Here is a 24,641-nt window from a genome sequence, read left to right as displayed (position 1 = left end):
TCAGCAGCGCAGGGCTTTGAGCACGCGTTCACCACGCTCGCCGTGGAAGAATTCCCGCACGTAAGGGTCGTCCACCTCGGCCACTTCCGACAAGGGGCCGACGGTCAGGACCTTGCCTTGGGAGAGCACGGCGATGCGGTCGGAGGTGGCAGCGATGCTGTCCAGGTCGTGGCTCACCATGACCACCGTCAGACCGATATCCCGATGGACCTCTCGTAGCAGATCGTCGAAGTCGGCAGCAGTGATGGGGTCGAGACCCGATGTGGGCTCGTCGAGAAAGAGGATCTCCGCCTCCAGAGCCAGGGCGCGTGCCAGTGCCGCCCGCTTGACCATGCCACCCGAGAGCTCCGCTGGCAGCTTGTAGGCATCGGCAGGGCGCAAACCCACCATCTGCAGTTTGAGACCGACCAGCTCACGGATATCCCCTTCGCTGAGACCGCCCCATTCGCGCATCGGGAAGGCGATGTTCTCGAATACCGTGAGCGCACTGAACAGAGCCCCCTGCTGAAAGAGCATCCCCCAGCGTCGGCGCAGGGCTACGGCGGCCCGCCCCTGCAGCTCCGCCAGGGAGGATCCGAGGATACGGATGTCGCCCTCGACGTGGGGGACGAGGCCGACCATGGCTCGCAACAGGGTGGTCTTGCCGCTGCCGCTGCCGCCGACGATGCTCAGGATCTCCCCGGCACGGACTTCGAGATCCAGGTGCCGATGCACCCAGTGGGGGCCAAAACGGGTGGCCACATCGCGGCAGACGATGGCGCAGGTTTCGCTCATCCCACGGAGATCCCGGTATTGGCGAAGATCATGGCGAGCACGGCATCGATGACGATGACCAGAGTCAGGGTGAGGACCACGGAATCGGTGGTCTCGCGGCTCAGGCTGTCCGTATTGGGCTGCACCTTGAGGCCGTGATAGCCGCTCACCCAGGCGATGAGGATGCCAAAGAGGACCCCTTTGCAGATACCCAGCCAAAAATTGAAGTTGGGCACCATGACGGGCATCTCTCGCAGAAAAAAGCCGACGCTGATGCCGAGGTCCAGCTTGGCGACGATGACGGCACCGAGGATGGCGACGGCATCGGTCCACACCACCAGCAGGGGCAGGGTGATGGCCAGCGCGATGACCTTGGGCAGGATCAGGCGCTGCACCGGAGAGATGCCAAAGGTACGCAGTGCGTCCAGCTCTTCCGTCACTCGCATGGCGCCGATCTGCGCAGTGAAGGCAGAGCCCGTGCGTCCAGCCAGGATCACCGCGGTGATGAGTGGCCCGAATTCCCGCAGGATGCTGAGTCCGGCAATACTGACGATGTAGATGTTGGCGCCGTAGCTCGCCAGGGTGGGCGCTGACTGAAAGCTGATGACGATGCCGATGAGAAATCCGATGAGAGAGAGGATGGGCAGGGAGTCCGGTCCCGTGCGCACGATGGTGGCGGAAATCTCCCGCCAGGGAAAATGCCGGGGGTGGCGCAAAGCACGCCAGAATTCCGTGAGCAGGGCGCCGAGCAGGAGCAGCAGGCCCCAGAGATCGCCGCCGACGCCGAGGATGTGTGCACCCAGGGCCTCGAGCCGCGCCCAGAGCCCCCAAGGCTGGCGCGGCGGAGACGGCGTCTCCAGCGTGGCAAAGCGCTGGAAGATGGCCTGCTGCTCCGCGCCGAGGCGCGCGTCCTTGGGTAGTGCGCCACCCCAGGCGTGCCAGATGACCAGAGCACCGACGCTATCCAGGCGCTCGATGCCGCGCAGGTCCCAGGGGCGATCGCGGCCCGCCTGGCGGAGCCCTTCACGCACCGTGTCGATGGCTCCTGTCAACCGACGCAGGGTCCAGCGCCCGCGCAGCGCAAGGAACTCGCCCTCGATTTCCCAGTGGGGATCTTCCTGCGGCTCCCCCGTCGAGGATGCGGGATGCTGGGAGGTCATCGCTTGCTCGCTTCTCCTGGCTGCCGATGGCGCCTTATTGTGGCACGTCGCTGGCGCGCTTCCCAGACTGCCCGGGGCCCGACGGCGCATGCGCGTCGCCGTGACACCAACGCAGGCGGGCCATGACCGACAGGTGGTCCGAGAGCGGTTCGGCGCCACGGCGCCAGTCGACGAACTCCAGGTCCGGGCTGCAAAGGATGTGGTCGAAGGAAAAACGCGGGGCCCAACTGGGGAAGGTCGCCAGAGGCGGTTCCGCTTGCTGCAGTCCGCTGGCCCGCAGGAGCAGGCGCAATTCCGGTGAGCGTGCACCGCAGTTGAGGTCCCCCAGGACCACCAGGCTCTGCCGTCCGGCGAGGTATTCCGCGAGCTCCTCGAACTGGCGAAAACGTCCGTGGCGACTCAAAGCCAGATGGGTCACCACGACGCTAAGGGGATGCCCGGCGAGGTCGATGCTGGCCTCCAGCAGGCCACGTCCACGCAGCCAACCGGGCAGCGCGCGCCTGCGTACTTCGAGGATGGGCCAGCGACTGAGCAGGCCGTTGCTGTGTTGGGCGATCTCGCCCCAATTCCGGGTACGGCTCTGAGTCCAGTAGGGAAAGCCCGCCTTGTCCGCAAGATAGGCGGTTTGATTGACGTACTGGCTGCGGTAGGAGCCGGCGTCCACCTCGTTGAGTCCGACGATGTCGGCATCCCGCAGGGCCTGGCCGATACGCTCCAGATTGCCGAGGCTCTGCTGGTGCGGCAGCAGGTAGCGCCATCCGTGCAGGACCAAGTGACGGCTGCGCCGGGAGCCGATGCCCACCTGAATATTGTGGCTGAGGACCGTGAACTCCTGGCAAGCGCCCTCAGTCGTGCTGCTCAAGGGTGATTTCCCAGATCTCGTCCGTGGCAGGGTCGCGCAGACCGAGGCTCAGGACCCCCCGCTCGGTCTCCGCAAGATCGAAGTGCAGGACACCTTCCTCGGCTGGCGTCAGGACTTCGCCGTAAGTGGCGAAGAGCCGCTCACCCCGGGCCTGCAACTGCTCGGCAACCTGGGGCCAGTGCTCGGCCGTACCTGGATAGATACCACTGAGCCGACCGTCGCGCTGGGCCAGCCAGCCACTCCCTTCGCCCTTCAGGAGATGCTCCATCAGGGTATTGGCCACTTGTCGGGAGAGGGTCAGGCGGGGCATGCGCAGACCGGACAGTGCGGATCGCGGCGCAGACCCAGCGTGCGCCATTCCCAGCGGAGCAGGTCCAGGAGCAGAAGCCGTCCGCCCAGAGGAGACTCCTGCCCGAGCAGGAGACGCAGGGTCTCCAGGGCCTGCATGGACCCGAGGATGCCAGGTACCGGTCCGAGCACACCCGAGCTGGCACAGCTGTCGCCGCTGTCTGCGTCCAGTTCCGGATAGAGGCAGGCGTAGCAGGCGGTATCCTCCCGGCGAAAGTCGAAGACGGTCAGCTGACCCTCCCAGCGCAGTGCGGCGGCCGAGACCAGTGGCCTGCGGGCACGCCAGGCTGCGCGATTGATGCTGTGTCGCGCGGCAAAGTTGTCCGTGCAGTCGAGTACGATGTCGTGCTGCGGTATCAGGGTGTCCAGGAGTTCGGCATCGACGGTGGCGGCCACCGTCTCTATGCGTGCCGCGGGATCGAGACGCTCCAGGGCGCGCCGCGCCGCCTCCACCTTCAGCTCACCGAGATCGCCATCGCCGTAGAGGATCTGCCGCGGCAGATTGCTGAGGTCCACCCGGTCGCCATCGCAGAGGGTGATGTGCAGAACCCCCGCGGCCAGCAGGTACTGCGCCGCCGGGCAACCGAGACCGCCCAGGCCAATGATGAGGACGCGACATTCCAGGAGATTTTCCTGGGCAGCCAGAGACCATTGGGGGAGGACGAGTTGACGGGCATAGCGCAGCAGATCGCGGTCGCTACCGAGGTCATGCATCGTTGTAGAGGTCGTAGTCGATGGCATTGTCGTCGAGGGCCATGCCGCGCTGTGGCTGCAGTTCGGTCTGCAGCCGACGCAGCAGGGCGTGGTGACGTTCGTGGATGGCATCGAGCATCCACAGGATCTCGCTGGGATGGCCGGGACTGCTCCCCTGCAGCAGATGGCGGAGGTAGATGGCCTCATCCTCTACTTTGATGAGCAGGGGCGTGGGTAGGTCCAGAGGCAGCACGTGGCGCTGCAGGAGCCAGTCCATGGGCGAGTCGACTTCCGTGCCCAGCTGGCGCAGGTCGACCCGGAAATGGCCACCACCGCCAGGCTGCTTCAGAAGCTCTGCCAGATACCCCGGGGGAAAACCGCGGTGCAGGATGATGGTGCGCCCTTGGAAGCGCTGGAAGAAGCGCTCCTGCAAGGTCAGAGGCGATGCGGAATGAGGCATGCCTCATGGTAGCGCCGTCCTGCCCTGACTGCCAAGAGTGCCTTGACCGATCCGTCTGTCTCAGGGGGAGGGGCTGCGTTGCGGCACGCCGGTCTTGCCGGTCACGGGCGCTTCCGGCAGCTGCAGGGCCTTGGCGTAGCCCGTCAGTTCCAGATATCCCGAGCCCACCTGCCGGTTCTTCTGCCAGGCCGTCACCGCACCCTCCCAGTAGGTGGTACCGGTGCTGGCCAGGGCGCGGAATTGCTGGTCCGCCATCAGGGGGCGGAGAGCAAATTCCAGGGAACCGGCGCGGATCTTCCAGGCAATGGGGTAGCGCGCGCCGGTGCTGGCGGAGGTCCAGAACTGCGTGGGCTGCATGTGGATGGCGCTGGCAGGCAGATATTCCACGCGTCCGTCGGCGTGTCGCCAGGTGCCGGCCAGCCACAGCGCTTTGCCATTTCCCGCGCGCATGCGGAACAGCATCAAGGCGCCCCCGTCGTCGAGATTGAGGCCCAACCAGTCCCAGCCTACCGCGCCTTTGGGCAGATAGGCGTCGGACCACTCGTGGTCCAGCCAGGCGCGTCCCTCTACCCGATGCTCCTGGCCTTGCAGGCGCAGCTGACCGTGTACGCGCAGTTGCGGCAGGCTGTAATAGTAACTGGCATTCTGGGGATCGGGACCCTTCTGGCTGATCCCATCGGGCCCCTCCAGCAAAGGTTTCCCAGTGGTCTGCAGCTGCAGATTCAGGCGGAAATGGCGGCTGTCCACCTGCGTCCGGTACCCATCACCGTCCTGCTGCAGGCGCCAGGAGTCGATCCAGACCTGGGTGCGATCCCGGGCCGCGCCGGCGAGACCCAGGGCCGTGGTCGCACTGCTCTGGGCAGTCAGCAGATGCCCAATGCGCGGATCGGCGATGGCTGCCTGGGCGAAAATCAGCTGACGCGGATTGAAGGCACTGGGGTTGTCCCAGACCTTGGTAGGACGCACCCGGAAAAAGGTCACCTGAAAGCCGTAGGTCTGACCGGAATCGTCCCGCAGGTGTCCGGTGACGTACCACCACTCCAGCGGAAACTCCGGGTGACTGCCGTAGGCATTGGGAAAACGCATGGGTTGCGTGGGGCTGACCTCTACCTGCGGCGTTTTCGCCAGCGGCAGTGGCTCGGGCGGTAGGGGCGAAGCGACGCTCGGGGCTACCAGCAGGAACCCAGTCAGCAGCGTCAGACAGACGCCGAGGATACCGAGTGGCCTATTCATCGCGCACCATGGTCAGGGGCTGGGACAGGGCCTTGCGCGCGCTCAGGAGCATGGTGGTCACACTCGCGACGATCAGCGCCGCCGCCACCAGAAGTAAATTGTCCCAAGGCGGGTGGAAGCCCATCTGCCAGTGGAAGGATTGGGGATTGACGAGATCGATGAGCAGGAGGCTGATGGCGAAGCCCAGACCTCCCCCTAGCGCCACCCCGAAGAGGGACAGCAGAAGCGACTCCCGCAGCAGAAGACCGACGACGTCGCGCCGCCGCAGACCAATGGTCCGCAACAGGGCAAACTCCTGCCGGCGCAGCAGTATCTGGGCACCGAAGCCGTTGGCGACACCCAGTAGACCGATGACGATGGCCACCGCCTCCAGGGCGTAGGTGGCTGCAAAACTGCGGTCGAATATCCGTAGGCTCTCGGCGCGGATCTGGCGCGGCGTTTCCACCTGCCACTGGCGCAGTTCCGGGAAGCGCCGGGTGAGCTGCGCCCGTGCCGCCGCTACGGAGGTGCCGGGACGCAACCACAGGGCAAGACCGTTGGCGCTGTCGTCACCGGTCCAGCGGCGATAGACCTCGATGGGGATGGATACGGCGCCCTGCTGGTAGGCGTAGTCGCGATAGATACCGACGATGCGCACCGCATGGGTACGGCCGTCCACCGGGATCTGGACGATCTGGCCGGGCCGCCAATGGCTGATTCCCGCGAGTATCTCCGAGATCCAGGCTGGCGGTGGACCGCTTTTCGGCAGGGGAATGGCGCGCAGGATCTGCAGCTCCCGATTCGGATCGGCCAGGTCCATGCCGCGCGCCAGCAACTCCACCGGCGGCCGTCCTGGTAGCAGCGCGATCTGCAGGCGCCGCATGGGCGAGCATTGCCGTACCACAGGATCGTCGCAAATGGCGTGGATGCGGTCTCCCGAGATGCGCGCCGCCGGCCCCGATCCCGCCTGCAGATAGAGGTCCGCCCGCAGAATGTCCAGTAGCCAGTCGGCAACGGAGTCGCGAAAGGAGCCCACCATGATGGCCATTGCCACCACCAGACTGAAAGCTACGACGATGGCCGACAGACTGTGGGCTACCCGCCCCGGTGTCCCCCGCATCTGAAGAAAGGCCAGACGCGCGAGGGGAGCCTCGGGCACCGGCAGGACCACGCCCAGCAGCCGCGCCAATGGCCCGATGAGGAAGAGGGTGGCAAAAAGCAGAATGGCGATGGCCAGATAGGCGCCGTAAGGAATCCCACCCACGGGCGGGATGGCGGCACTGAGGGCAGCCAGGATCAGCAGGATCAATCCGGGTCCGAGCTTCTGTCCGGCTTCGTCCTCCTCACTACCCTGACCCAGCGCCCTCACCACGGTGCTTCGGCTGGCCTGCCACGCCGGCAGACCGGCGCCCGCAAGCGCCGCTGAAAGGCCGGCGCCAGAGAAAGCGAGCCACAAGCCCAGGTGTCCGTGAAGCACCTGATGGCTGGCACGGAAATAGCCCGCGCCCAGATCGCCGCCCAGGCGCGCCAAGGCGAGAGCAGCGGCCAGATTGCCCAGCGGGATACCCAAGGCGATGCCCGGCAGTCCCAGGGCGAGTCCCTGTGCCAGCACGCTCGCCAGGATCTCACGTCGCCTCAGACCCAGGACGCGCAGAACGGCCAGACTTCGGCGCTGTCGAACCACTCCCAGGGCCAGGGTGGCGTAGATCAGGAAGGCGCCGGTGAAGAGGGCCACCAGGGACAGCACCAGAAGGTTGGCCCGGTAGGCTCGGGATGCCCGGGCGGCTACCGCTCCCTGCTGCCGCGGTGTCTCCAGGCTCGCCCCGGGGGGCAACTGGTCTTGCCAATGGCGCTGGAAGCTGGCGGGATCGACACCCGCGGCGAGACGCAGGTCGACTCGATTGAGCCAGCCGATGCGCCCCCAGAGCCACTGCGCTGAGGCGATGTCGACCACTCCCAGCGCCCCCTCGGGCGGATTGATGGGAAGCAGGCCGATGATCCGAAAGTTTCGGGTCACGCCTGCCACCCGCAGGGTCATGGATTCTCCGACCCGCAGGTGAAACTGCTCCGCCGCGGCCGGACTGAGGACGATGCTGTGCGGGTCGAAGAGCAACTCGGGACGGGCAAGCTGTGTGGGTAGCAGGGGTTGTCCGAGACGGGCGGTCGCAAAGGGGTCGATGCCCCAGACGGGGAAACTCTGCCAGGCTCCGCCCGCGCGAATCTCGCCATAGACCCGCAGCTGCGGTGCTGCCGCGCGGACCCCAGGGGCCGTCGCCAGGCGGCGATACCAGTCTTGCGGAAACCCTTTGCCCGGCGCCTGCAGGACCAGATCCGCCTGCCCGGCCAGACGCCGCAGGCCCCCGGCGAAGTCCTGTACCGCCTGCAGATTGATGAGGGCGACGGCGAGTCCCAGCGCCACACCCAGGGCCACTCCAAGAACGGCCAGTGCGGCTGCTCCCGGGCGCTGGCGCAGTGGCCGCCACACCGCAGCCCGCCAGGGAATGTGGAGACTCATAGCTGCCGCAGGCCCCGCCTTTCCAGAAGGAAACGACGATGAGCGCAGGCCGCTGCCACCTCGGAGTGGGTCACCATGAGAATGGCCGAGCCGGCCCGTAGGCCTGCATCGCGCAGGAGGTCCAGAACCTGTGCCGCGGAATCGGGATCGAGGCTGCCCGTGGGTTCGTCGGCCAGGATCAGAGCCGGGTCGTGGAGGGTGGCGCGGGCCACCGCCACGCGCTGCATCTCGCCCCCGGACAGCTCTCGGGGCCAGGCCTCCAGACGGTGCTCAATCCCCAGGAAACGGGCCAGTTTGCGCACGCGCTCCGGCAGACCCTTGCGCGGCAGGGCATTCAGGCGCCAGGGCAGGGCGATGTTCTCGGCCACCGTCAGCTGCGGAATGAGGTGAAAGGCCTGAAAGATGAAGCCCATCTGCCGTCGCCGCAACAGGGTCCGGGCGTCGTCGTCGAGATCGTCCAGATCCTGACCGGCGAAGCACAGGCGTCCGCCGTCCTTGCGATCCAGGCCGGCGACGATGTGCATGAGGGTGCTCTTGCCGACCCCGCTTTCCCCCAGGATGGCCACGAATTCGCCGCGGTCCAGCCGCAGCGCGACCTCCTCGAAGAGCCACCGATCCACAGCGTCCGGGACGCGCTTGCTGACGCCTTCGAGGGTCAGGAGCTCCGCCACGTCAGCCACGGGAATCTTGCCAAAACATAGGTTCACATTAATGGATTTTGGACCCCACTGCCAGCCTCGCCGCGGTTTGGAAAGTAGCCGAATCGACGCCCCAAGTGCTTGCAAAAAATCGTGCAAAGACTTGCATCGGAGCGGGCACATGGTTACATTTTCGCACTTAAAGTGTGGTTTTCACGCGAATCCGGCATCACCACAATACGAGGAGCCGTCTTGCCACCATTGCTACGTCCATGCTGAACGCGGATCTCGCCCCGGCGCTGGCTTTTCAGGAACACAGTCTTCAGGCCGTCTCGCGCACCTTTGCCCTGACCATTCCCCGCCTTCCCGCAGGTTTGCGGGAGGCCGTGGGCAACGGCTACCTCCTGTGCCGTATCGCCGATACCATCGAGGACGATCCGGAGTTGTCGTGGACCGAAAAGGCGCGCTGGCAGGAAGCCTTTGTGGCGGTAGTGCAGGGTGAGGCAGCGCCAGAGGCCTTTGCGGCGGATTTCGCCGCCGTCATGTCGCGACAGATGCCGGCGGGCGAGCAGGAGCTCATCCGCAGCACCCCGCTGGTCATCCGCCTGACCCGCAGCTTCGATAGGGTTCAGCAGGAAGCCCTGGCCCGCTGCGTGGCCATCATGGGCTCGGGCATGGCCAAATTTCAGGAGCAGGCCTCGCGCGCGGGCCTTGCAGACCTCGCCGCTCTGGATGCCTACTGCTATGTCGTCGCCGGCGTGGTTGGCGAGATGCTCACCAGTCTCTTCGTCCACCATGAGCAGCGCCTGGCCCCTCACGAGGCCGAAATGCAGCGCCTCGCCGTGCGCTTCGGTCAGGGCCTGCAGATGACCAATATCCTCAAGGATTTCTGGACCGACTGGGAACGCGGCGTGAACTGGCTGCCCCGGGATCTGCTGCAGCGCCACGGCGTCGATGTGGAAGCGCTGGAGCCGGGTCAGGACAATCCCGCCTTCCAGAATGCATTGCTCGAGCTCGTCGCCATTGCCGGCGGGCATCTGGACCAGGCCCTGCGCTATACCCTGATGATCCCCAAGGAGCAGACCGGCATGCGGGATTTCTGTCTCTGGGCCATCGCCATGGCCGTGCTGACCTTGCGCCGCATCGCCGCCCAGCCGGCCTTCCAGCGCGCCGATCAGGTCAAGATCAGCCGCGACAGCGTGCGCCGGGTGGTGTGGATGTCGCAGTTGCTGCACCGTTCCGATGATCTCCTGCGCCTGGCGTTCCGTGTAGGTATTCGGCCCCTGCCGCAAGTGCCCCTCGGGGTATCGGCATGAATCCCACCGTGCACAGTCTTTCGCGTGCCCATCGCCCTGCGGAGGGGTGCCACGAGCCCCTGCAGCGGGCCATTGCGGCGGCTGAGGCCGCTCTGCTCCGGCACCAGGCCGTCGATGGCCATTGGTGTTTCGAGTTCGAGGCGGACTGCACCATCCCCGCAGAATACATCCTGATGATGCACTACATGGACGAGCGGGATGCCGATCTCGAGGCCAAGATGGCCGTGTACCTGCGGCGCAAGCAGGAGAATCACGGCGGCTGGTCCCTTTATCACGGCGGTCATTTCGACATGAGCGCCTCGGTCAAGGCCTATTTTGCCCTGAAGCTCGCCGGCGACGATCCCGAAGCGGCGCACATGCGCCGTGCGCGCAGCGCCATTCTGGCCCATGGCGGCGCCGAGCGCGCCAACGTCTTTACGCGCATCACCCTGGCGCTCTTTGGTCAGGTACCCTGGCGCGCCGTGCCCTTCATCCCCGTGGAGATCCTGCTCTTTCCGCGCTGGTTTCCCATGCACATCTACAAGGTGGCGTCCTGGTCGCGGACCGTGATGGTGCCCCTGTTCATCCTCTGCAGCCTGAAGCCGCAGGCCAAGAATCCGACGGGCGTGCAGATCCGCGAACTCTTCACGCGGCCACCGGAGGATATCGACGATTATTTCGCCCACGCTCTGCAGGGCTGGGTGTCGCGGATCTTCCTCTGGTTCGACCGGCTGGGCCGGACCATGGAGCCCTGGATCCCTGGGGCGCTGCGGCGTCGAGCCATCGCCCGGGCCGAGGCCTGGTTCATCGAACGCCTCAACGGCGAGGACGGGCTCAACGGCATTTTCCCGGCCATGGTCAACGCCCACGAGGCCCTGGCGTTGCTGGGCTACGAAGCCGAACACCCCTACCGCCAGCAGACCCGCGCGGCCCTGAAGAAGTTGGTGGTGGAACGTGCCGGCGAAGCCTACTGCCAGCCCTGCGTGTCGCCGGTTTGGGATACTTGCCTGGCTCTGCACGCACTCCTGGAAGCGGAGGGCGATGTAGCTGAACCGGCCAAGCGCAGTATGCAGTGGTTGCTGGATCGGCAGATCACGGACGCGCCGGGCGACTGGCGTGAGCGGCGGCCGGAGCTGGCTGGAGGAGGCTGGGCCTTCCAATATGCCAACCCTTACTATCCCGATCTGGACGATACCGCCGCTGTGGCCTGGGCACTGGCCCGCGCCCGTCGCCCGGAGGATCGTCCCGCCATCGAGCGGGCAGCGAACTGGCTCGCGGGCATGCAGTCCCGCAATGGTGGCTTCGGCGCCTACGACGTCGACAATACCTACTATTACCTCAACGAGATCCCCTTTGCCGATCACAAGGCCTTGCTGGATCCGCCCACGGCCGATGTCTCCGGAAGGGTGCTGGCTTTCCTGGCCATCCTCGACCGCGAGGTGGACGCGCCGGTGCGCGCGCGTCTCATCCAGTATCTCCTGCGGGAGCAGGAGGCCTCGGGAGCCTGGTTCGGTCGCTGGGGGACCAACTACATCTATGGCACCTGGTCGGTGCTCATGGGCCTGGCCGAGGTTCGCAATCCCAGCGCCGAGGTCCGCGATGCCATGTCGCGGGCGGCGCACTGGTTGCGCTCGGTGCAGCAGGACGATGGTGGCTGGGGTGAGAGCAACGACAGCTACGCCGATCCCGGTCTGGCGGGCCTGGGTCAAGAGAGCAATGCGGCACAGACCGCCTGGGCCTGCCTGGGTCTGATGGCTGCGGGCGATCGCGACAGCGAGTCCCTGCGCCGCGGAATCGACTGGCTCCAGCGTCACCAGGAGCAGCCTGGTGACTGGCGGGATCCGTATTTCAATGCACCGGGCTTCCCTCGGGTGTTCTATCTCACCTATCACGGCTACAAGATCTACTTCCCGCTCTGGGCCTTGGCGCGCTACCGCAATCTGACGGAGCGGCATTGCGTCTAGGCATTGTCACGGCGCTGCTCGCGGAGGCTCGCAGTCTGGGCCTGAGAAGGCCGCGCCCGGGACAAACCCAGTGCCTCGGTGACCATCTCCTGGTGCGGTTGTCGGGTATGGGGCCCGAGCGGGCAAGTCTGGCGGCGCAGCAGTTGCTGGAAGATGGCGCGCAGGCCCTGGTGTCCTTCGGCACGGCCGCTGCCCTGCAGCCGGAGCTTCGCCCCGGCACGCTCTGTCTGCCCCAGGAAGTGCTGTGGCAGGAGCAGCGTTGGCCGACGGACGAGTCCCTGCGCGGCAGGCTCATGGCAAAGCTGCCGGCGCGGCGGCGTTGGACGGTCTGTAGCCGGCCGCTGCTCACGGTGGCGGAGGCCTGCGTCGACCCCCAGGCCAAGGAGGCGCTGGGCCGACGTTTCGGTGCCGCAGCCCTGGACATGGAAAGCGGTGCCGTGGCGGCGGCGGCGGCCGGCGCGCAGGTGCCCTGGCTCGCGGTGCGCGCCATCATCGACCCATTGCAGCGCCGCCTGCCTAGGGCCGCCCTGGGCGGTGTGGATGCCTTTGGTCGCCTGCAACCCCGCGTCTTTCTCGGCCTGCTCTCGCGACGCCCGCAGGATCTGCCGGTACTGATGCTGCTGGGCCGAGATCTGGATACCGCCAGTACCAGTCTGCGCCTGGCGGGGGAGGCACTGCGGCAGGAATGGAGCCTATGAAGGTCCTGTTGACGGGAGCCTCCGGCTTCGTCGGCAGTGCCGTCCTGCGCCGCCTGCGCGCGGAAAATCTGGACATCCGCCTGCTCCTGCGGACACCCTCCGCCGCTCTTGAGGCCGACGATGTGGAGCTCTGCTACGGCGATCTGGCCGATCCCGCGAGCCTCGAGGCAGCGGTGCAAGGCTGTCAGGCGCTCTTTCACGTCGCCGCCGATTACCGGCTCTGGGTACCGGATCCGGCGGCCATGATGCGGGCCAACGTCGACGGTACCATAGCACTTCTGGAAGCGGCCCTGGCTGCCGGCGTCGAGCGCATCGTCTACACCAGCAGTGTCGCCGTCCTCGGTTTTTACCCCGACGGCCGTCCCAGCGATGAGGAGGCCTGGGCCAGCGTCGACGACATGATCGGCAGTTACAAGCGCTCCAAATTCCTGGCCGAGGAGGCGGTGCGACGCATCCAACGGCAGCATCAGGCATCCATCGTCATCGTCAATCCCTCGACCCCTGTCGGTCCCGGCGATGTCAAACCCACGCCCACGGGGCGCATGGTGCGCGATGCGGCCCTGGGACGCGTGCCCGCCTATGTCGATACCGGGCTCAACATCGTCCACGTGGACGATGTGGCGGAGGGGCACTGGCAAGCCTTCCAACACGGTCGGCCGGGAGAGCGCTACATCCTGGGTGGCGATAACCTCTCCCTGGCGTCGATCCTCACCCGCATCGCCGGGCTCACGGGTCGCCCTTCGCCGCGTCTGCGCCTACCCCGTAAGGCTCTATACCCCATCGCCTGGGCGGCGCAAGGCTGGGTACGCGCCCGCGGTCGGGGTACGCCGATAGTGACGGTGGACGAGCTGCGCATGGCCGCCCATCGCATGTATTTCAGTTCCGCCAAGGCAGAGGCCGAGTTGGGCTATCGCCATCGGCCGGCGGAAGAGGCACTGCGCGATGCCGTGCGCTGGTTCTTGCAGGCGCCGCCCCGCTGAGCATGTCCGGCTGGTGGGGTATCTGGCAGCTGCTGTGCGCATTCCTGCTGGTCGCAAGCTTCGTCTACTGGGGTCTGGCCTGGATTTCGCTGTGGCGCTGGCGGCCGCATCTGAAGGAGATGGACGATGGCAGAGCTCCCGAGGTGTCGTCCTGGCCGAGGGTGAGCCTGCTGAAACCCCTGCACGATGCCGAGCCCGGTCTCGGCACCTCGATCCTGGCGGCGGCGCGCCAGAACTATCCCCGCTATACGCTGCTCTGCGGTGTACAGCGCCCTGCGGACCCTGCCATCTCCGTGCTGGAAGCGCTGCGGCAGCAGCATCCGGAGCTGCCGCTGTACTGGCACCTGCACGACTGTCGGCTGGGCAGCAATCCCAAGGTGAACAATCTGGCCGGGATAAGCACGCTCGGTCTTGCCGAATGTCTGGTGATCCAGGATGCCGACATCGTCGTCGGGCCGGACTATCTGCGTCACGTCGTCGCTCCTTTGCAGGATCCCGAAGTGGGTCTCGTGACCTGCCTCTACCGCCCGCGGCCGGACCAGCGTTTCTGGTCCAGGGTACTGGCGGTACAGATTCAGGAGCTTTTCCTGCCTTCGGTGTTGACCGCTACCCGCCTCGGTCCGACCATTTATTGCGCCGGTGCCACCATGGCCCTTGGCCGCGACACCTTGGAGCGCTGCGGGGGTTGGCGGGCCATTGCCGATAGTCTCGCCGACGACTACGCCCTGGGCGCCTGTGTTCGCGCCCAGGGCAAGCGCATAGCGCTGTCGGATTATGTGGTGGATACGCAGGTGGCGGAGGCCAGCTTTCGGGATTTTCACCGCCACGCCCTGCGCTGGGCGCGCACCACCCGTTCGGTACAGCCGCTGGGGCACGCCTTTTCCTTTCTCAGCTATCCCGGGCCGTTGACGGTGCTGCTCGCGCCCTGGCTCGGCTGGCCGGGCTGGAGCCTCATTCCTGTGGTTCTCACGCTGAGGCTCGTGTACCATAGGGCGATTGCGAAGCAGCTCAAAAATCCCTTGCCGCCCGCGGCGGTATGGCTCGGCGACATGCTTGCCCTGGTGATCTGGGCCGAGGCTTGGATCTCTCGCCGGGTATACTGGCGGGGCGGTGACTTTGCCTACGACAGCCACGGTCGCATGCGTGGCGGAGACGGAGTGGAACGATGACCATGAAGACCCTATTTTTGCAGGCGCCATCCTTTGAAGGCTTCGATGGCGGTGCGGGCTCGCGTTACCAAGCCAAGCGGGAGATCCGTTCTTTCTGGTTCCCCACTTGGCTGGCGCAGCCGGCGGCTATGATTCCCGGGAGCCGCTTGCTGGACGCTCCGCCTGCCGACGTCAGCGTCGAAGAAACCCTGCGGGTGGCCAAAGACTACGAACTCTGCATCATCCACACCAGTACCCCTTCTTTTCCCTCGGACCTGCGAATGGCCGAGACCCTCAAGGCGCACTATCCACACATGCGCATCGGCCTCGTGGGCGCCAAGGTGGCGGTAGAGCCCGAAGAGTCCCTGCAGGCATCGCCGGCCATCGATTTCGTCGCCCGCGAAGAGTTCGACTACACGCTCAAGGAGATTGCCGAAGGGCGTCCTCTGGCGGAGGTGGACGGCATCCACTACCGCGATGCCGACGGACGCATTATCGGTAATCCCGACCGCGCCATGATCGAGGATATGGACGCCTTGCCTTTTGTGTCCGAGGTCTACAAGCGGGATCTGCGGATCGAGGATTACTTCATCGGTTATCTCAAGCACCCCTATATCTCTTTTTACACCGGGCGCGGTTGTCGGTCCCAGTGCACCTTCTGCCTCTGGCCGCAGACCGTGGGCGGGCACCGCTATCGCACCCGCAGTGCCGCCAACGTGATCGAGGAAGTGCGCTACATCCAGAAGCATTTTCCACAGGTCCAGGAGATCTTCTTCGACGACGACACCTTCACCGACGATCGTCCGCGGGCGGAGGAAATCGCGCGCGGCCTGGGCAAGCTGGGGGTGACCTGGTCCTGCAATGCCAAGGCCAATGTGCCTTACGAGACCCTCAAGGTCCTGCGCGACAACGGGTTGCGCCTGCTGCTGGTCGGCTATGAGTCCGGAGACCAGCAGATCCTCAACAACATCAAGAAGGGGCTGAAGGTCGAAGCGGCGCGCAAGTTCACCAAGGATTGCCACGAACTGGGCATCACCATCCACGGCACCTTCATCCTCGGCCTGCCCGGAGAGACGCGGGAAACCATCCAGAAGACCATCGATTTTGCCAAAGAGATCAATCCGCACACCATCCAGGTGTCGCTGGCGGCGCCCTATCCCGGAACCTATCTCTACAATCAGGCCAAGCAGGAAGGCTGGCTCACGGACGAGGACGAGGCGCACCTGGTCAATGATCGGGGGGTGCAGATCAGCCCCATGAGCTACCCCCATCTCAACCACACCGAGATTTTCGATTCGGTCGAGGTGATGTACAAGCGCTTCTACTTCCGTGCCGGCAAGATTGCCGAGATCACCGGTGAGATGCTCCGCAGCTCGCAGATGATGAAACGGCGTCTGCGGGAAGGTGTGGAATTCGTCCGTTTCCTGCGTCAGCGCCACGGTTGAGTGCCGCCAGCCTCGCCCCTCGGCGTATCGTCTTCAATGCCGATGACTTCGGTCTGGATGTGGCCGTCAATGAGGCCGTGGAGTCGGCATTTCGGGATGGTCTGCTCACCAGTACCAGCCTGATGGTGTCGGCGCCGGCGGCCGCCGATGCCGTAGCGCGGGCGCGGCGGCTCCCGGGCCTTGGGGTTGGGCTGCATCTGACCCTGGTGGACGGAGTGCCGACGCTTCCGGCCAAGGCCGTACCGGATCTGGTGGACGCACAGGGCCGTTTTGCCGCCGACCTATGGCGCCGTGGGGTTCGTTATTTTTTTCTGCCGCGCGTGCGCCGGCAGCTCGCAGCGGAGATCCGCGCCCAGTTCGAGGCTTTCGCGGCCACGGGTCTGCCCCTGGACCACGCCAATGCCCACAAGCACCTGCACGTGCATCCGACGGTGCTGCGCCTGCTGCTGGACATCGGCAAGGACTACGGTCTCGGCTGGGTGCGGCTGCCCTGGGAGCCGCTCCCGCTCAAACGTTGCATGGAAAAGCTCTCCTGGCAGGACAGCCTGGGAGCGCTGTTGCTGAGCCCCTGGGTGCGTCGCATGCGGCGCCAGATTCACGCCGCGGGCATGGCCTGCAACGAGGTTCTGGTGGGCCTGCAGGCCACCGGACGTATGGATAGCATGGCCCTGTCGCGTGCCTTGCAGTGTCTGCCCGATGGCGTGCTGGCGGAGGTCTACTTCCACCCGGCCAGTCGTCAGACACCTCTGCTGCAGCAACTCATGCCCCACTATCGGCCGGTGGCCGAGTGGCAATCCCTGTTGAATCCGGACCTTGCCAGCTATCTGGACGAGGCCCACTTCGTCCGCGGGAGCTTCCGTGATTTTTCCGGCTGCCGATAGATTTCTCGAGCGCCTGGGCAAGGCCTACGGTCGCTTGCTCGTGACCATAGTGGATGGCTGTGTGCGTTTCTCCGGCGCCGTCCTGTTGTTTTTTCTCGTGGCACTGGCGGCGTCGGTGTACTTCGTGGTCGGCCATTTTGCCATCAATACCGATACCAGCAACGCCTTGTCGCGCGATCTCCCTTTCCAACAGCGTGAAGCCGCCTACAAAAAGGCCTTCCCCCAGGATCACGACAGCATCGTCGTGGTCATTCAGGGGCAGAGTCGCAGCGCTACGGACGATGCGGTGGACCGTCTGGAGGGCTGGCTGCGAGCCCATCGCGAGACATTCCCCCAGGTCTACGTGCCGGGGGGTGGATCCTTCTTTCGGCGCAATGGTCTGCTGTATCTGCCGACGGCGCAGGTAGAGGAATTCGCCAAACGGATCACCGACGCACAGCCCCTCATCGCCCGCCTTTCCGCAGACCCCAGCATCGGTGGTCTCAGCACCTTGCTCTCCCAGGCCATTGACCACGAGCTCTCCGGTGGTAGCTCTCTCAGCGGCCTGACCAAGGTCTACGGCGCACTGAACGGTGCCATCCTCGCCAACCTGCAAGGCAAGCCCTATACCGTGTCCTGGGCCGAGCTCATGGGTGGCAAGCTCGGCGATCTTGGGCCGAGCAAACGCTTCGTCATCATCCAGCCGGCAATGAACTACCAGGCTCTGGAGCCTGCCGCAGCCGCCATCCATAGCCTGCGGGCCGGCCTGCACTCGCTGCAGCTGGACCCGGCCCATGGCGTGCAGGTGGGTATCACGGGCTCCGCCGTGCTGGACGCAGAGCAGCTGCAGACGGTGAGTCACGGTGCCGCCTTCTCGCTGATCCTGACCTTCATTCTGGAGATACTGCTGGTCAGCATCGCCCTGCGCTCGGTGCGGCTGGTGACTGCGGTATTCGTCAGCCTGATCAGTGGGATTGCGTTCACGACCGCATGGGCGCTCTTCTTCATCGGTCCCTTCAATCTGATATCCATCGCTTTCGCCATACTCTTCGTCGGTCTGGGCGTGGATTTCGGCATCCAGTTCTGCATGCGCTACCGCGAGGAGCTCTTCAACGGGGCGCCGCATCGCGAGGCCATAAGCTTGGTGACCCGTGGCATCGGCGCTGCCCTGACCCTGGCGGCGGTGGCTGCGGCCTTGAGTTTTTTTGCCTTCGTGCCCACGACCTACGCCGGTATCGTCGATCTCGGACTCGTCTCCGGGGGCAGCATGCTCATTGCCCTGTTCTTGACCATCACCATGGTGCCGGCCATCCTGACCGCCTGGCCCATATCGGCAAGTTCGTTGCGGCGGGTCACCTATCCGCACTTCCGCAAGGTGCCGACCCTGGCCCGGCACCCCATCCACCGTTACGCCTACTGGGTCCTGGGGGCCGTGGTCCTGCTGGCCCTTGCCGCCATCCCGGCGGCCCTACGGGTATCCTTCGATTTCAATCCCTTGCACATGATCGACAAGAAGGCGGAGGGGGTGCGGGTGTTCGAGTCCCTACTGGCTGACCCCGACACCGCTCCCTACCGCATTGAAGTGCTGCGCCCCAACCTTGCCGGCGCCCTGGCCACCGCCCGGCGTCTGGACAGCGTGCCCACCGTGGCGCGTACCCTCACCATCGATAGCTACATTCCCAAGGATCAGCCGGCCAAGTTGGCGATTCTGCAGAATCTGCAGATTCTCGTACCGCCCTTTTCCTTGCTCATGCCCGCTACCTTGACCCGCCCCGACGATCAGAAAAGCCTAGCGGATCTGGAAAAGCTGCAGACGAAGCTGCAGGAACTCATCCATCGCGATACGGACGCGTCGAAAGGATCCAAACCCTCTGCCGAGCTGATCGCCGCTCGGCAGCTGTCCGCAAGTCTCGCCCGCTTCCTGCCCGCAGCGCGCCAGGATCCTGCACGCATCCAGGCGCTGCAGGAGAGTGTGCTGGGGACCCTGCCCGGTGAGCTGAAGAAACTGGGAGAGGCGCTCATGGCATCTCCGGTGACCGTGGATACCTTGCCCAAGGATCTACGGGAACGTTACCTGAACGCTCGCGGGCAGGCTCGGGTCGAGGTGTTCCCCAAGGAAAATCTGGACAGCAATCGCAAGATGCTGGAATTCGTGCGTTCGGTTCAGCGGGTCGTGCCGGATGCCGTGGGAACACCGGTGATGCTCATCGAGGGTGGTGAGGCGGTGCTCTCGGCCTTTCGTCAAGCTACCTTCACGGCGTTGATCAGTATAAGCCTGCTGCTCCTGCTTGCCCTGCGCCGTTATCGCGACATGCTGCTGATCATGGGACCGTTGATGCTGGCGGCACTCTTTACCGTCGCTGCCATGTCCCTGTTCGGGCTCAGCTTCAATCTGGGAAATATCATCGTTCTGCCACTGCTCATCGGCCTTGGTGTTGCCTTTGCCATCTACCTGGTACTGCGCTGGCGCAGCGGGGTGGACGTCGCCCATCTGCTGCAGACCTCTACTCCCATGGCGGTATTCTTCAGCGGCCTGACCACCTTGAGCGCCTTTGGCAGCCTCGCCCTCTCCAGCGATCCCGGAATGGCCAGTCTGGGAAAGGCCCTGAGCCTTGCTCTGGCCATGGTGCTGCTCTCCATCCTGGTGGTTCTACCGGCCCTGCTGCTGATCTTTACCCATTCGCCGCAGGAAGAGGGGATGGCCGCGGACGAGGGGAGTTGAGCCCATGCAGCGGGGGAAAATCCTGACCCTGCTGAGCTTCCTGGTCGGGCTCGGATTTACCGTCTACCTCTTGCGGGCGGAGGGTTGGCACCAGATCTTTGCCCTGCTGCATCGTGCTGGATGGCTGTTGCTTCTGCTGCCGCTGGTACACGTCGTGCCCATCTTTCTGGACGCCCTCAGTTGGCGCTGGCTCCTCGACAGTCCGGGGCGGACCTCCCGGCTCTTCCTGACCTGGCTCGCCTTGTTGCGGGAGGCCGTCAATGCGCTGTTGCCTGTAGCTCGCATCGGTGGGGAGGTGCTGGGGGTACGCTTGTTGGGCAAGTCCGGTGTGCCCATCTATACCGCTGCGGCCAGCGTGCTGGTGGAGGTCAGCCTGACTCTCGCCAGCCAACTGTTATTCACTCTGGTGGGTCTCGTCATTCTGCTGGCGACCGTCGCCGATCGTCAGATCCTCCACTACACACTCTGGTTTCTGGTCGCGGCCATACCAGCGGTCGGGACCGTCTTTTGGTTGCAGAGCCGTGGCCGGCTCTTCGCGCGCTTTCAGTCGGTCCTACGTCGCTTTCTCGACGCCGACCAATGGTTGATGCGCGTGGTCGACCTCGAGCATCTGGATGCGGAGATCCAGCGTATCTACAGCCGGCGTTGGGCATTGCTGTGGGCCAATTTCTGGCAGCTATCGGGCCTTTTTGCAGGCGCCCTGGAAGTGTGGCTGACATTCTGGCTGCTCGGAAACCCCATTCCGTTGTGGTCGGCGGTACTTCTAGAGAGTCTCGGGCAGGCTTTGCGCAGTGCGGCCTTCTTTGTGCCGGGAGGGCTGGGTGTTCAGGAGGGCGGCTTTCTGCTGTTGGGTGCAGCCGTAGGCATCGGCCCGGATCTGGCCTTGGCTTTTTCCCTCGCTCGCCGCCTGCGCGAGCTCGTTTTGGGTGTGCCACTGTTGGGTTCTTGGTATATTTACGAGAGCCAGCGGTGGCAGCAGAGATGGCAAGGACAGGACGCTTCCAGGGAGGGTGTGATATGACGGCAGCATCGGCCGAGATGACTCCATCGAGTCACAGGGATCTTTTTTGCCGATTTTTTCACGACACGCACATCGAATTCGACCCGCGACGCATTGTTTGGCCGGAGCTGGATCCTGCAGCGGAACGGCGTCTCAAGTCGCTGCCCTTTTGGGGTGAGGCAGTGGCCACGGAGAGTGTCACCGCGCGCATGGTGCAGCACATGGCGGACTGCGAGAAGGATCCGGTGGTCAAAGCCGCGGTCGCCTTGGACGGCTTTGAGGAGCGGCGCCACGCCGAGCTGCTGAGCGCCCTGGTGGAGCATTACGGCATTGCCATCCCGCCCTTGCCCACTCCGCCAGCCATCCGCGATCCATACTGGGAATTCCTCTACACGGGCTATGGAGAATGTCTGGACTCCTATTTCGCATTCGGCCTTTTCGCAGCTGCCAAGAAGTCCGGTTTCTTCCCGGAGGAGCTGGTCAAGATCTTCGACCCCATCATGCAGGAAGAGGCGCGCCACATCATCTTCTTCGTCAATTGGCTGGCCTGGTATCGCCGGCAATTGCCCTGGTATCGGCGCATCGTCCTGGAGTTCCAGCGCATTCAGGTGATCCTGCTGCAGGCATGGGGGCGAATCCAGACGGCGCGGGGATTGGGTGGGCGTGAGTCGGAAAATTTTACCCTCACCGGCCACGAAGAGGTCAGCCGGGACATGAGCCTGACGGAGCTTCTGGCTCTGTGTCGACAGGAGAACGAGCGGCGCTTCAGCTACTACGATGAGCGCCTGCTGCGGCCAAAGCTTGCTCCTCGGATCGCGAATTTTCTCTTCTTCTTTCTGGCGCGGCGTAGAGCGGCCTGAGAGGCTGACCGCATGGTCGACATACGGTTTGGTATGTTATAGTTTCGGCAATTGAGTCGTAGTGCTTCGGAAAGGAGAGGCAAGAATGGGTGTTCCCTTGGTGCAAAGCTATCGGGTCGGTCGATACATTCTCGCGCAGAAGCTGCGCCGGCGCCGTCGCTATCCCTTGGTGCTCATGCTCGAGCCCCTTTTTCGCTGTAACCTGGCCTGTGCCGGGTGTGGGAAGATCGACTATCCGGACGATATCCTGGACAAGCGCCTGTCCGTAGACGAATGCATCGGCGCCGCCGAGGAGTGCGGTGCGCCCATCGTCTCCATCGCTGGCGGAGAGCCGCTCATTCACAAGGAGATGCCGGCCATCGTCCAGGGGCTCATCCAGCGCAAGCGCTTCGTCTATCTGTGCACCAACGCCCTCCTACTGAAAAAGCGGATGGACGACTATCAGCCCTCGCCCTACCTGACCTTCTCGGTGCATCTGGACGGCAACGAGCATCGTCACGACAGCTCCGTCTGTCAGCCCGGAACCTACCAGCGTGCCACGGACGCCATTCGCGAGGCGGTGGCGCGGGGCTTTCGCGTGACCGTGAACTGTACTCTGTTTCAGGGAGAGCAGGCGGACGAGATTGCGGCCTTTCTGGACGACTGCAAGGCTCTGGGGGTCGAGGGTGTGACCATCTCGCCCGGCTTCAACTACGAACGGGCGCCGCAGCAGGAAGTATTCATGAAGCGCCAAGCCTCCCGGCAGCTCTTCCGCGATCTCTTCCGCATCGGCAAGGAGCGCAAGGCGGGCTGGAAGTTCAACCAGTCCAGCCTGTTCCTGGATTTCCTGGCGGGCAATCAGGATTACCAGTGCACGCCTTGGGGCAATCCTACCCGTAATATCTTTGGTTGGCAGAAGCCCTGCTACCTGCTGGTGTCCGAGGGTTATGCTCAGAGTTTCCGTGAGCTCATGGAGACCACACCCTGGGACAAGTACGGTCTGGGACGTAACAGCAAATGCGATCAGTGTCAGGTGCACTCGGGTTTCGAGCCGACGGCGGTCAATGACACCTTTGCTCATCCCTTGAAAGCGCTGCGGGTCGCTCTGTTCGGCCCACGCACTTCGGGCCCCATGGCGCCGGACATGCCCATCAGTCCGCCCAGTGCGTCGGCCAATCATCCGGTATTCCCTTTGCGCGTGGAGCGATAAAAGTGGCGCGAGGTTTTCTTTGGCACCCGCTCGCTGGAGGGTGCAGGAGGAATGCGATGCAGAGAAACGGATTCGGTACCCATATCGGTGTGGTGCTGCTGGCCCTGATCGTCGTCCCGATCTCCGGGATGGCCGCCGACAGCGGATCCAGCGCGGCAGCGCCCAAATCGGAGTCGGCAGGCCCTGCCCAGAGATCGCCGGATGCTGCCATCCAGAGCCTGGATGCGGCGCTGCTGAAATCCATGCAGATGGGCAAGTCCGCCGGTTACTCCGGACGCTATCAAGCCCTCGCACCGGTGCTTTCCAAGGTTTTCAATTTCGAGCGCATTGCCGAGCTTACCCTGGGCCCGGACTGGCAGAAGCTCAGCGCGGCGCAGCAGAAGACCTTTGTCGAGGTCCTGCGGGAATACACCCTCGCAACCTATGCCGGTCGCTTCGATAGTTACGACGGTGAACGTTTCGCCATCGTGCAGACGCAGGCCTTCCAGCCGGGAACCGTAGGTGTCTATGCCACTCTGACGGAACGCAACGGCAAGGTTCACCGTTTCGATTATCTGTTGCAGAAAGACGGTGACGATTGGCGCATCGTCAATGTCGTGGCCGATGGTGTCAGCGATCTCGCCCTGAAAAGGGCCGAATATACCGAGACCCTCCGCAAGAAGGGTTTCGAGGCGCTCATCCAGCATCTGAAGAAACAGATTGCGGCCTATCGCGACGGGGCCAAGCAATGAGACCTTGGCGCATATGGTTGGGTAGCATCATCGTGCTGGGCGCACTGAGTGGTTGCGCGACCACCCAGGGACCGAAGAGCGTTGCCGATCAGGCATCGGGCGACCCCCTGCAGGCCGTGAACCGGCCTATCTTTCACTTCAACATGGGGCTTTACGATTACGTGTTGGAGCCGGTGGATCGCGGCTACAAGGCGGTGACTCCTGCCTTTTTCCGGCAGGGTGTGAGCAATGTCTTTGCCAACGCCGACACCCCCTACATATTCGTCAACGATTTTCTCCAGGGCCGTGTGCAGATGGGCATGGAGGATCTGAGCCGCTTCCTCGTCAACACGATCTTTGGTCTCGGTGGTCTTTTCGATGTGGCCAATCACTTGGATCTGCCCAAGCACGAGAACAGTCTGGGCGTGACCCTGGGTGTCTGGGGGGTGCCGCAGGGGCCGTATCTGGTCCTGCCATTCTACGGACCGAGCTCCCTGCGCAGTCTGCCGGGCCTCGCTCTGGCCATCTTCACCGGACCGACCTACTATATCTCCAGTAGCAACGCCCAGTACGCGCTGACGGGTATGGGCATCATCAACACCGGTTACGTCGACGGACCGAAGATCCGGATGGTCCAGGAAGCGGTCAATCCCTATATTTTCATGCGTAACGCCTGGGAGCAACACGAGCAGTACCTTATCGATGGCGGTAAGGTCAGTTCGTCTCAGCTCCTGCAGGGACTCGAGTTGCCGCCCGCTTCGGGTCCGTCTGCTGCTACGGAATCGGCGGGTAGTCTGCCCTAAGCATCACACCATCCGGGATAAGCCATGTCTTTCACCACCGATACGGTAAAACGCACAGCCAGTCTGGCGCGCCTGGCCCTGCCAGAAGCCGATCTTGCCCATGTCGCCCAGCAACTGGAAGGGATTCTTGTCCTCATCGAAAAACTGAGCGCCGTGCCCACCGAGGGTGTGGAGATCATGGCCCATCCCCTGGAGTTGCAGCAGCCGCTGCGCGAAGACCGTGCCGATGGGCGCGACCTCGCGGGTCGGGATATCTATTTGAAGAATGCGCCGGTCAGCGCCGATGGCCTGTTTCTGGTCCCCAAAGTCATTGAATAGGAGTCAGC

The 24,641-nt window shown here is 64.4% G+C and carries 23 protein-coding genes; 14 read left to right on the top strand and 9 right to left on the bottom strand.

Features of this window, described 5'->3' with window-relative positions; genetic code table 11:
- The 9 genes from Q0C23_RS01535 to Q0C23_RS01495 are packed head-to-tail and all read right to left on the bottom strand — an operon-like array spanning position 1 to position 8,683.
- A complete protein-coding gene (locus Q0C23_RS01535) occupies positions 1-774 on the bottom strand; it encodes an ABC transporter ATP-binding protein (RefSeq protein WP_291510612.1) in 774 nt (257 codons plus the stop codon).
- The gene (locus Q0C23_RS01530; RefSeq protein WP_291510611.1) at positions 771-1,913 is read right to left on the bottom strand and encodes an ABC transporter permease; all 1,143 of its coding nucleotides are present in this window, start codon (positions 1,911-1,913) and stop codon (positions 771-773) included. The genes Q0C23_RS01535 and Q0C23_RS01530 overlap by 4 nt, the downstream gene beginning before the upstream one ends.
- A gap of 34 nt (positions 1,914-1,947) precedes the next feature.
- Positions 1,948-2,775, bottom strand: a complete 828-nt coding sequence (locus Q0C23_RS01525) for an endonuclease/exonuclease/phosphatase family protein (protein ID WP_291510610.1) — start codon at positions 2,773-2,775, stop codon at positions 1,948-1,950.
- Positions 2,759-3,085: a hypothetical protein gene (locus Q0C23_RS01520; protein ID WP_291510609.1), complete on the bottom strand. Its 327-nt coding sequence runs from the start codon at positions 3,083-3,085 to the stop codon at positions 2,759-2,761. The genes Q0C23_RS01525 and Q0C23_RS01520 overlap by 17 nt, the downstream gene beginning before the upstream one ends.
- On the bottom strand, positions 3,073-3,837 hold the full coding sequence (locus Q0C23_RS01515; protein ID WP_291510608.1) for a HesA/MoeB/ThiF family protein: 765 nt from the start codon (positions 3,835-3,837) through the stop codon (positions 3,073-3,075). Before Q0C23_RS01515 ends, Q0C23_RS01520 begins: the two co-directional genes overlap by 13 nt.
- Positions 3,830-4,276, bottom strand: a complete 447-nt coding sequence (locus Q0C23_RS01510; protein ID WP_291510607.1) for a hypothetical protein — start codon at positions 4,274-4,276, stop codon at positions 3,830-3,832. The genes Q0C23_RS01515 and Q0C23_RS01510 overlap by 8 nt, the downstream gene beginning before the upstream one ends.
- A 60-nt stretch (positions 4,277-4,336) precedes the next feature.
- The gene (locus Q0C23_RS01505) at positions 4,337-5,509 is read right to left on the bottom strand and encodes a lipocalin-like domain-containing protein (protein WP_291510606.1); all 1,173 of its coding nucleotides are present in this window, start codon (positions 5,507-5,509) and stop codon (positions 4,337-4,339) included.
- Positions 5,502-8,003, bottom strand: coding sequence for an FtsX-like permease family protein (locus Q0C23_RS01500; protein WP_291510605.1), 2,502 nt, complete (start codon positions 8,001-8,003; stop codon positions 5,502-5,504). The genes Q0C23_RS01505 and Q0C23_RS01500 overlap by 8 nt, the downstream gene beginning before the upstream one ends.
- Positions 8,000-8,683 carry an ABC transporter ATP-binding protein gene (locus tag Q0C23_RS01495; protein WP_367273163.1) on the bottom strand — a complete coding sequence of 228 codons (684 nt, stop codon included), beginning with the start codon at positions 8,681-8,683 and terminating at the stop codon, positions 8,000-8,002. The genes Q0C23_RS01500 and Q0C23_RS01495 overlap by 4 nt, the downstream gene beginning before the upstream one ends.
- A 230-nt stretch (positions 8,684-8,913) precedes the next feature.
- Here Q0C23_RS01495 and Q0C23_RS01490 point away from each other — a divergent pair, with 230 nt between their 5' ends.
- The 14 genes from Q0C23_RS01490 (at position 8,914) to gatC (ending at position 24,633) form a co-directional block, all read left to right on the top strand.
- Positions 8,914-9,957 carry a phytoene/squalene synthase family protein gene (locus Q0C23_RS01490; protein WP_291510604.1) on the top strand — a complete coding sequence of 348 codons (1,044 nt, stop codon included), beginning with the start codon at positions 8,914-8,916 and terminating at the stop codon, positions 9,955-9,957.
- On the top strand, positions 9,954-11,900 hold the full coding sequence (gene shc, locus Q0C23_RS01485) for a squalene--hopene cyclase (RefSeq protein ID WP_291510603.1): 1,947 nt from the start codon (positions 9,954-9,956) through the stop codon (positions 11,898-11,900). The genes Q0C23_RS01490 and shc overlap by 4 nt, the downstream gene beginning before the upstream one ends.
- Entirely contained in the window at positions 11,891-12,598 is a 708-nt protein-coding gene (locus Q0C23_RS01480) for a 5'-methylthioadenosine nucleosidase (protein ID WP_291510602.1), read from the top strand. Before shc ends, Q0C23_RS01480 begins: the two co-directional genes overlap by 10 nt.
- Entirely contained in the window at positions 12,595-13,578 is a 984-nt protein-coding gene (gene hpnA / locus Q0C23_RS01475; RefSeq protein WP_291510601.1) for a hopanoid-associated sugar epimerase, read from the top strand. Before Q0C23_RS01480 ends, hpnA begins: the two co-directional genes overlap by 4 nt.
- A 2-nt stretch (positions 13,579-13,580) precedes the next feature.
- Positions 13,581-14,747 (top strand): bacteriohopanetetrol glucosamine biosynthesis glycosyltransferase HpnI, encoded by a 1,167-nt coding sequence (gene hpnI / locus Q0C23_RS01470; protein WP_291510600.1) that lies wholly within the window; start codon positions 13,581-13,583, stop codon positions 14,745-14,747.
- 2 nt (positions 14,748-14,749) lie between these two features.
- Positions 14,750-16,171 (top strand): hopanoid biosynthesis associated radical SAM protein HpnJ, encoded by a 1,422-nt coding sequence (gene hpnJ, locus Q0C23_RS01465; RefSeq protein ID WP_291510599.1) that lies wholly within the window; start codon positions 14,750-14,752, stop codon positions 16,169-16,171.
- Entirely contained in the window at positions 16,168-17,052 is an 885-nt protein-coding gene (gene hpnK, locus Q0C23_RS01460) for a hopanoid biosynthesis-associated protein HpnK (protein WP_291510598.1), read from the top strand. The genes hpnJ and hpnK overlap by 4 nt, the downstream gene beginning before the upstream one ends.
- The gene (locus tag Q0C23_RS01455; protein WP_291510597.1) at positions 17,030-19,753 is read left to right on the top strand and encodes an MMPL family transporter; all 2,724 of its coding nucleotides are present in this window, start codon (positions 17,030-17,032) and stop codon (positions 19,751-19,753) included. Before hpnK ends, Q0C23_RS01455 begins: the two co-directional genes overlap by 23 nt.
- 4 nt (positions 19,754-19,757) lie before the next feature.
- Positions 19,758-20,774 carry a flippase-like domain-containing protein gene (locus Q0C23_RS01450; RefSeq protein WP_291510596.1) on the top strand — a complete coding sequence of 339 codons (1,017 nt, stop codon included), beginning with the start codon at positions 19,758-19,760 and terminating at the stop codon, positions 20,772-20,774.
- On the top strand, positions 20,771-21,613 hold the full coding sequence (locus Q0C23_RS01445) for a ferritin-like domain-containing protein (protein ID WP_291510595.1): 843 nt from the start codon (positions 20,771-20,773) through the stop codon (positions 21,611-21,613). The genes Q0C23_RS01450 and Q0C23_RS01445 overlap by 4 nt, the downstream gene beginning before the upstream one ends.
- A gap of 85 nt (positions 21,614-21,698) precedes the next feature.
- Positions 21,699-22,802, top strand: coding sequence for an adenosyl-hopene transferase HpnH (hpnH, locus tag Q0C23_RS01440; RefSeq protein WP_291510594.1), 1,104 nt, complete (start codon positions 21,699-21,701; stop codon positions 22,800-22,802).
- A 56-nt stretch (positions 22,803-22,858) separates the two neighbouring features.
- Positions 22,859-23,533, top strand: a complete 675-nt coding sequence (locus Q0C23_RS01435; RefSeq protein ID WP_291510593.1) for an HpnM family protein — start codon at positions 22,859-22,861, stop codon at positions 23,531-23,533.
- The gene (locus Q0C23_RS01430; protein WP_291510592.1) at positions 23,530-24,315 is read left to right on the top strand and encodes a VacJ family lipoprotein; all 786 of its coding nucleotides are present in this window, start codon (positions 23,530-23,532) and stop codon (positions 24,313-24,315) included. The genes Q0C23_RS01435 and Q0C23_RS01430 overlap by 4 nt, the downstream gene beginning before the upstream one ends.
- Before the next feature lie 24 nt (positions 24,316-24,339).
- Complete coding sequence (gene gatC, locus Q0C23_RS01425) at positions 24,340-24,633, top strand: Asp-tRNA(Asn)/Glu-tRNA(Gln) amidotransferase subunit GatC (protein WP_291510591.1); 294 nt, start codon at positions 24,340-24,342, stop codon at positions 24,631-24,633.
- Positions 24,634-24,641: the final 8 nt, after the last annotated feature.

This window comes from Acidithiobacillus sp. (assembly GCF_023256195.1).
In the GTDB taxonomy this organism is placed as follows: Bacteria; Pseudomonadota; Gammaproteobacteria; order Acidithiobacillales; family Acidithiobacillaceae; genus Acidithiobacillus_A.
The sequence above is the reverse complement of the archived record's forward strand: the minus strand, read 5'-3'. Positions and strand labels throughout refer to the sequence as shown.

What these genes read in the sequence shown, in the direction of transcription:
- Q0C23_RS01535 (WP_291510612.1), bottom strand. Translation starts at nt 774, where the DNA reads ATGAGCGAAACCTGCGCCATCGTCTGCCGCGATGTGGCCACCCGTTTT.
- Q0C23_RS01530 (WP_291510611.1), bottom strand. Translation starts at nt 1,913, where the DNA reads ATGACCTCCCAGCATCCCGCATCCTCGACGGGGGAGCCGCAGGAAGAT.
- Q0C23_RS01520 (WP_291510609.1), bottom strand. Translation starts at nt 3,085, where the DNA reads ATGCCCCGCCTGACCCTCTCCCGACAAGTGGCCAATACCCTGATGGAG.
- Q0C23_RS01515 (WP_291510608.1), bottom strand. Translation starts at nt 3,837, where the DNA reads ATGCATGACCTCGGTAGCGACCGCGATCTGCTGCGCTATGCCCGTCAA.
- Q0C23_RS01510 (WP_291510607.1), bottom strand. Translation starts at nt 4,276, where the DNA reads ATGCCTCATTCCGCATCGCCTCTGACCTTGCAGGAGCGCTTCTTCCAG.
- Q0C23_RS01505 (WP_291510606.1), bottom strand. Translation starts at nt 5,509, where the DNA reads ATGAATAGGCCACTCGGTATCCTCGGCGTCTGTCTGACGCTGCTGACT.
- Q0C23_RS01500 (WP_291510605.1), bottom strand. Translation starts at nt 8,003, where the DNA reads ATGAGTCTCCACATTCCCTGGCGGGCTGCGGTGTGGCGGCCACTGCGC.
- Q0C23_RS01490 (WP_291510604.1), top strand. Translation starts at nt 8,914, where the DNA reads ATGCTGAACGCGGATCTCGCCCCGGCGCTGGCTTTTCAGGAACACAGT.
- shc (WP_291510603.1), top strand. Translation starts at nt 9,954, where the DNA reads ATGAATCCCACCGTGCACAGTCTTTCGCGTGCCCATCGCCCTGCGGAG.
- hpnA (WP_291510601.1), top strand. Translation starts at nt 12,595, where the DNA reads ATGAAGGTCCTGTTGACGGGAGCCTCCGGCTTCGTCGGCAGTGCCGTC.
- hpnI (WP_291510600.1), top strand. Translation starts at nt 13,581, where the DNA reads ATGTCCGGCTGGTGGGGTATCTGGCAGCTGCTGTGCGCATTCCTGCTG.
- hpnJ (WP_291510599.1), top strand. Translation starts at nt 14,750, where the DNA reads ATGAAGACCCTATTTTTGCAGGCGCCATCCTTTGAAGGCTTCGATGGC.
- Q0C23_RS01450 (WP_291510596.1), top strand. Translation starts at nt 19,758, where the DNA reads ATGCAGCGGGGGAAAATCCTGACCCTGCTGAGCTTCCTGGTCGGGCTC.
- Q0C23_RS01445 (WP_291510595.1), top strand. Translation starts at nt 20,771, where the DNA reads ATGACGGCAGCATCGGCCGAGATGACTCCATCGAGTCACAGGGATCTT.
- hpnH (WP_291510594.1), top strand. Translation starts at nt 21,699, where the DNA reads ATGGGTGTTCCCTTGGTGCAAAGCTATCGGGTCGGTCGATACATTCTC.
- Q0C23_RS01435 (WP_291510593.1), top strand. Translation starts at nt 22,859, where the DNA reads ATGCAGAGAAACGGATTCGGTACCCATATCGGTGTGGTGCTGCTGGCC.
- Q0C23_RS01430 (WP_291510592.1), top strand. Translation starts at nt 23,530, where the DNA reads ATGAGACCTTGGCGCATATGGTTGGGTAGCATCATCGTGCTGGGCGCA.
- gatC (WP_291510591.1), top strand. Translation starts at nt 24,340, where the DNA reads ATGTCTTTCACCACCGATACGGTAAAACGCACAGCCAGTCTGGCGCGC.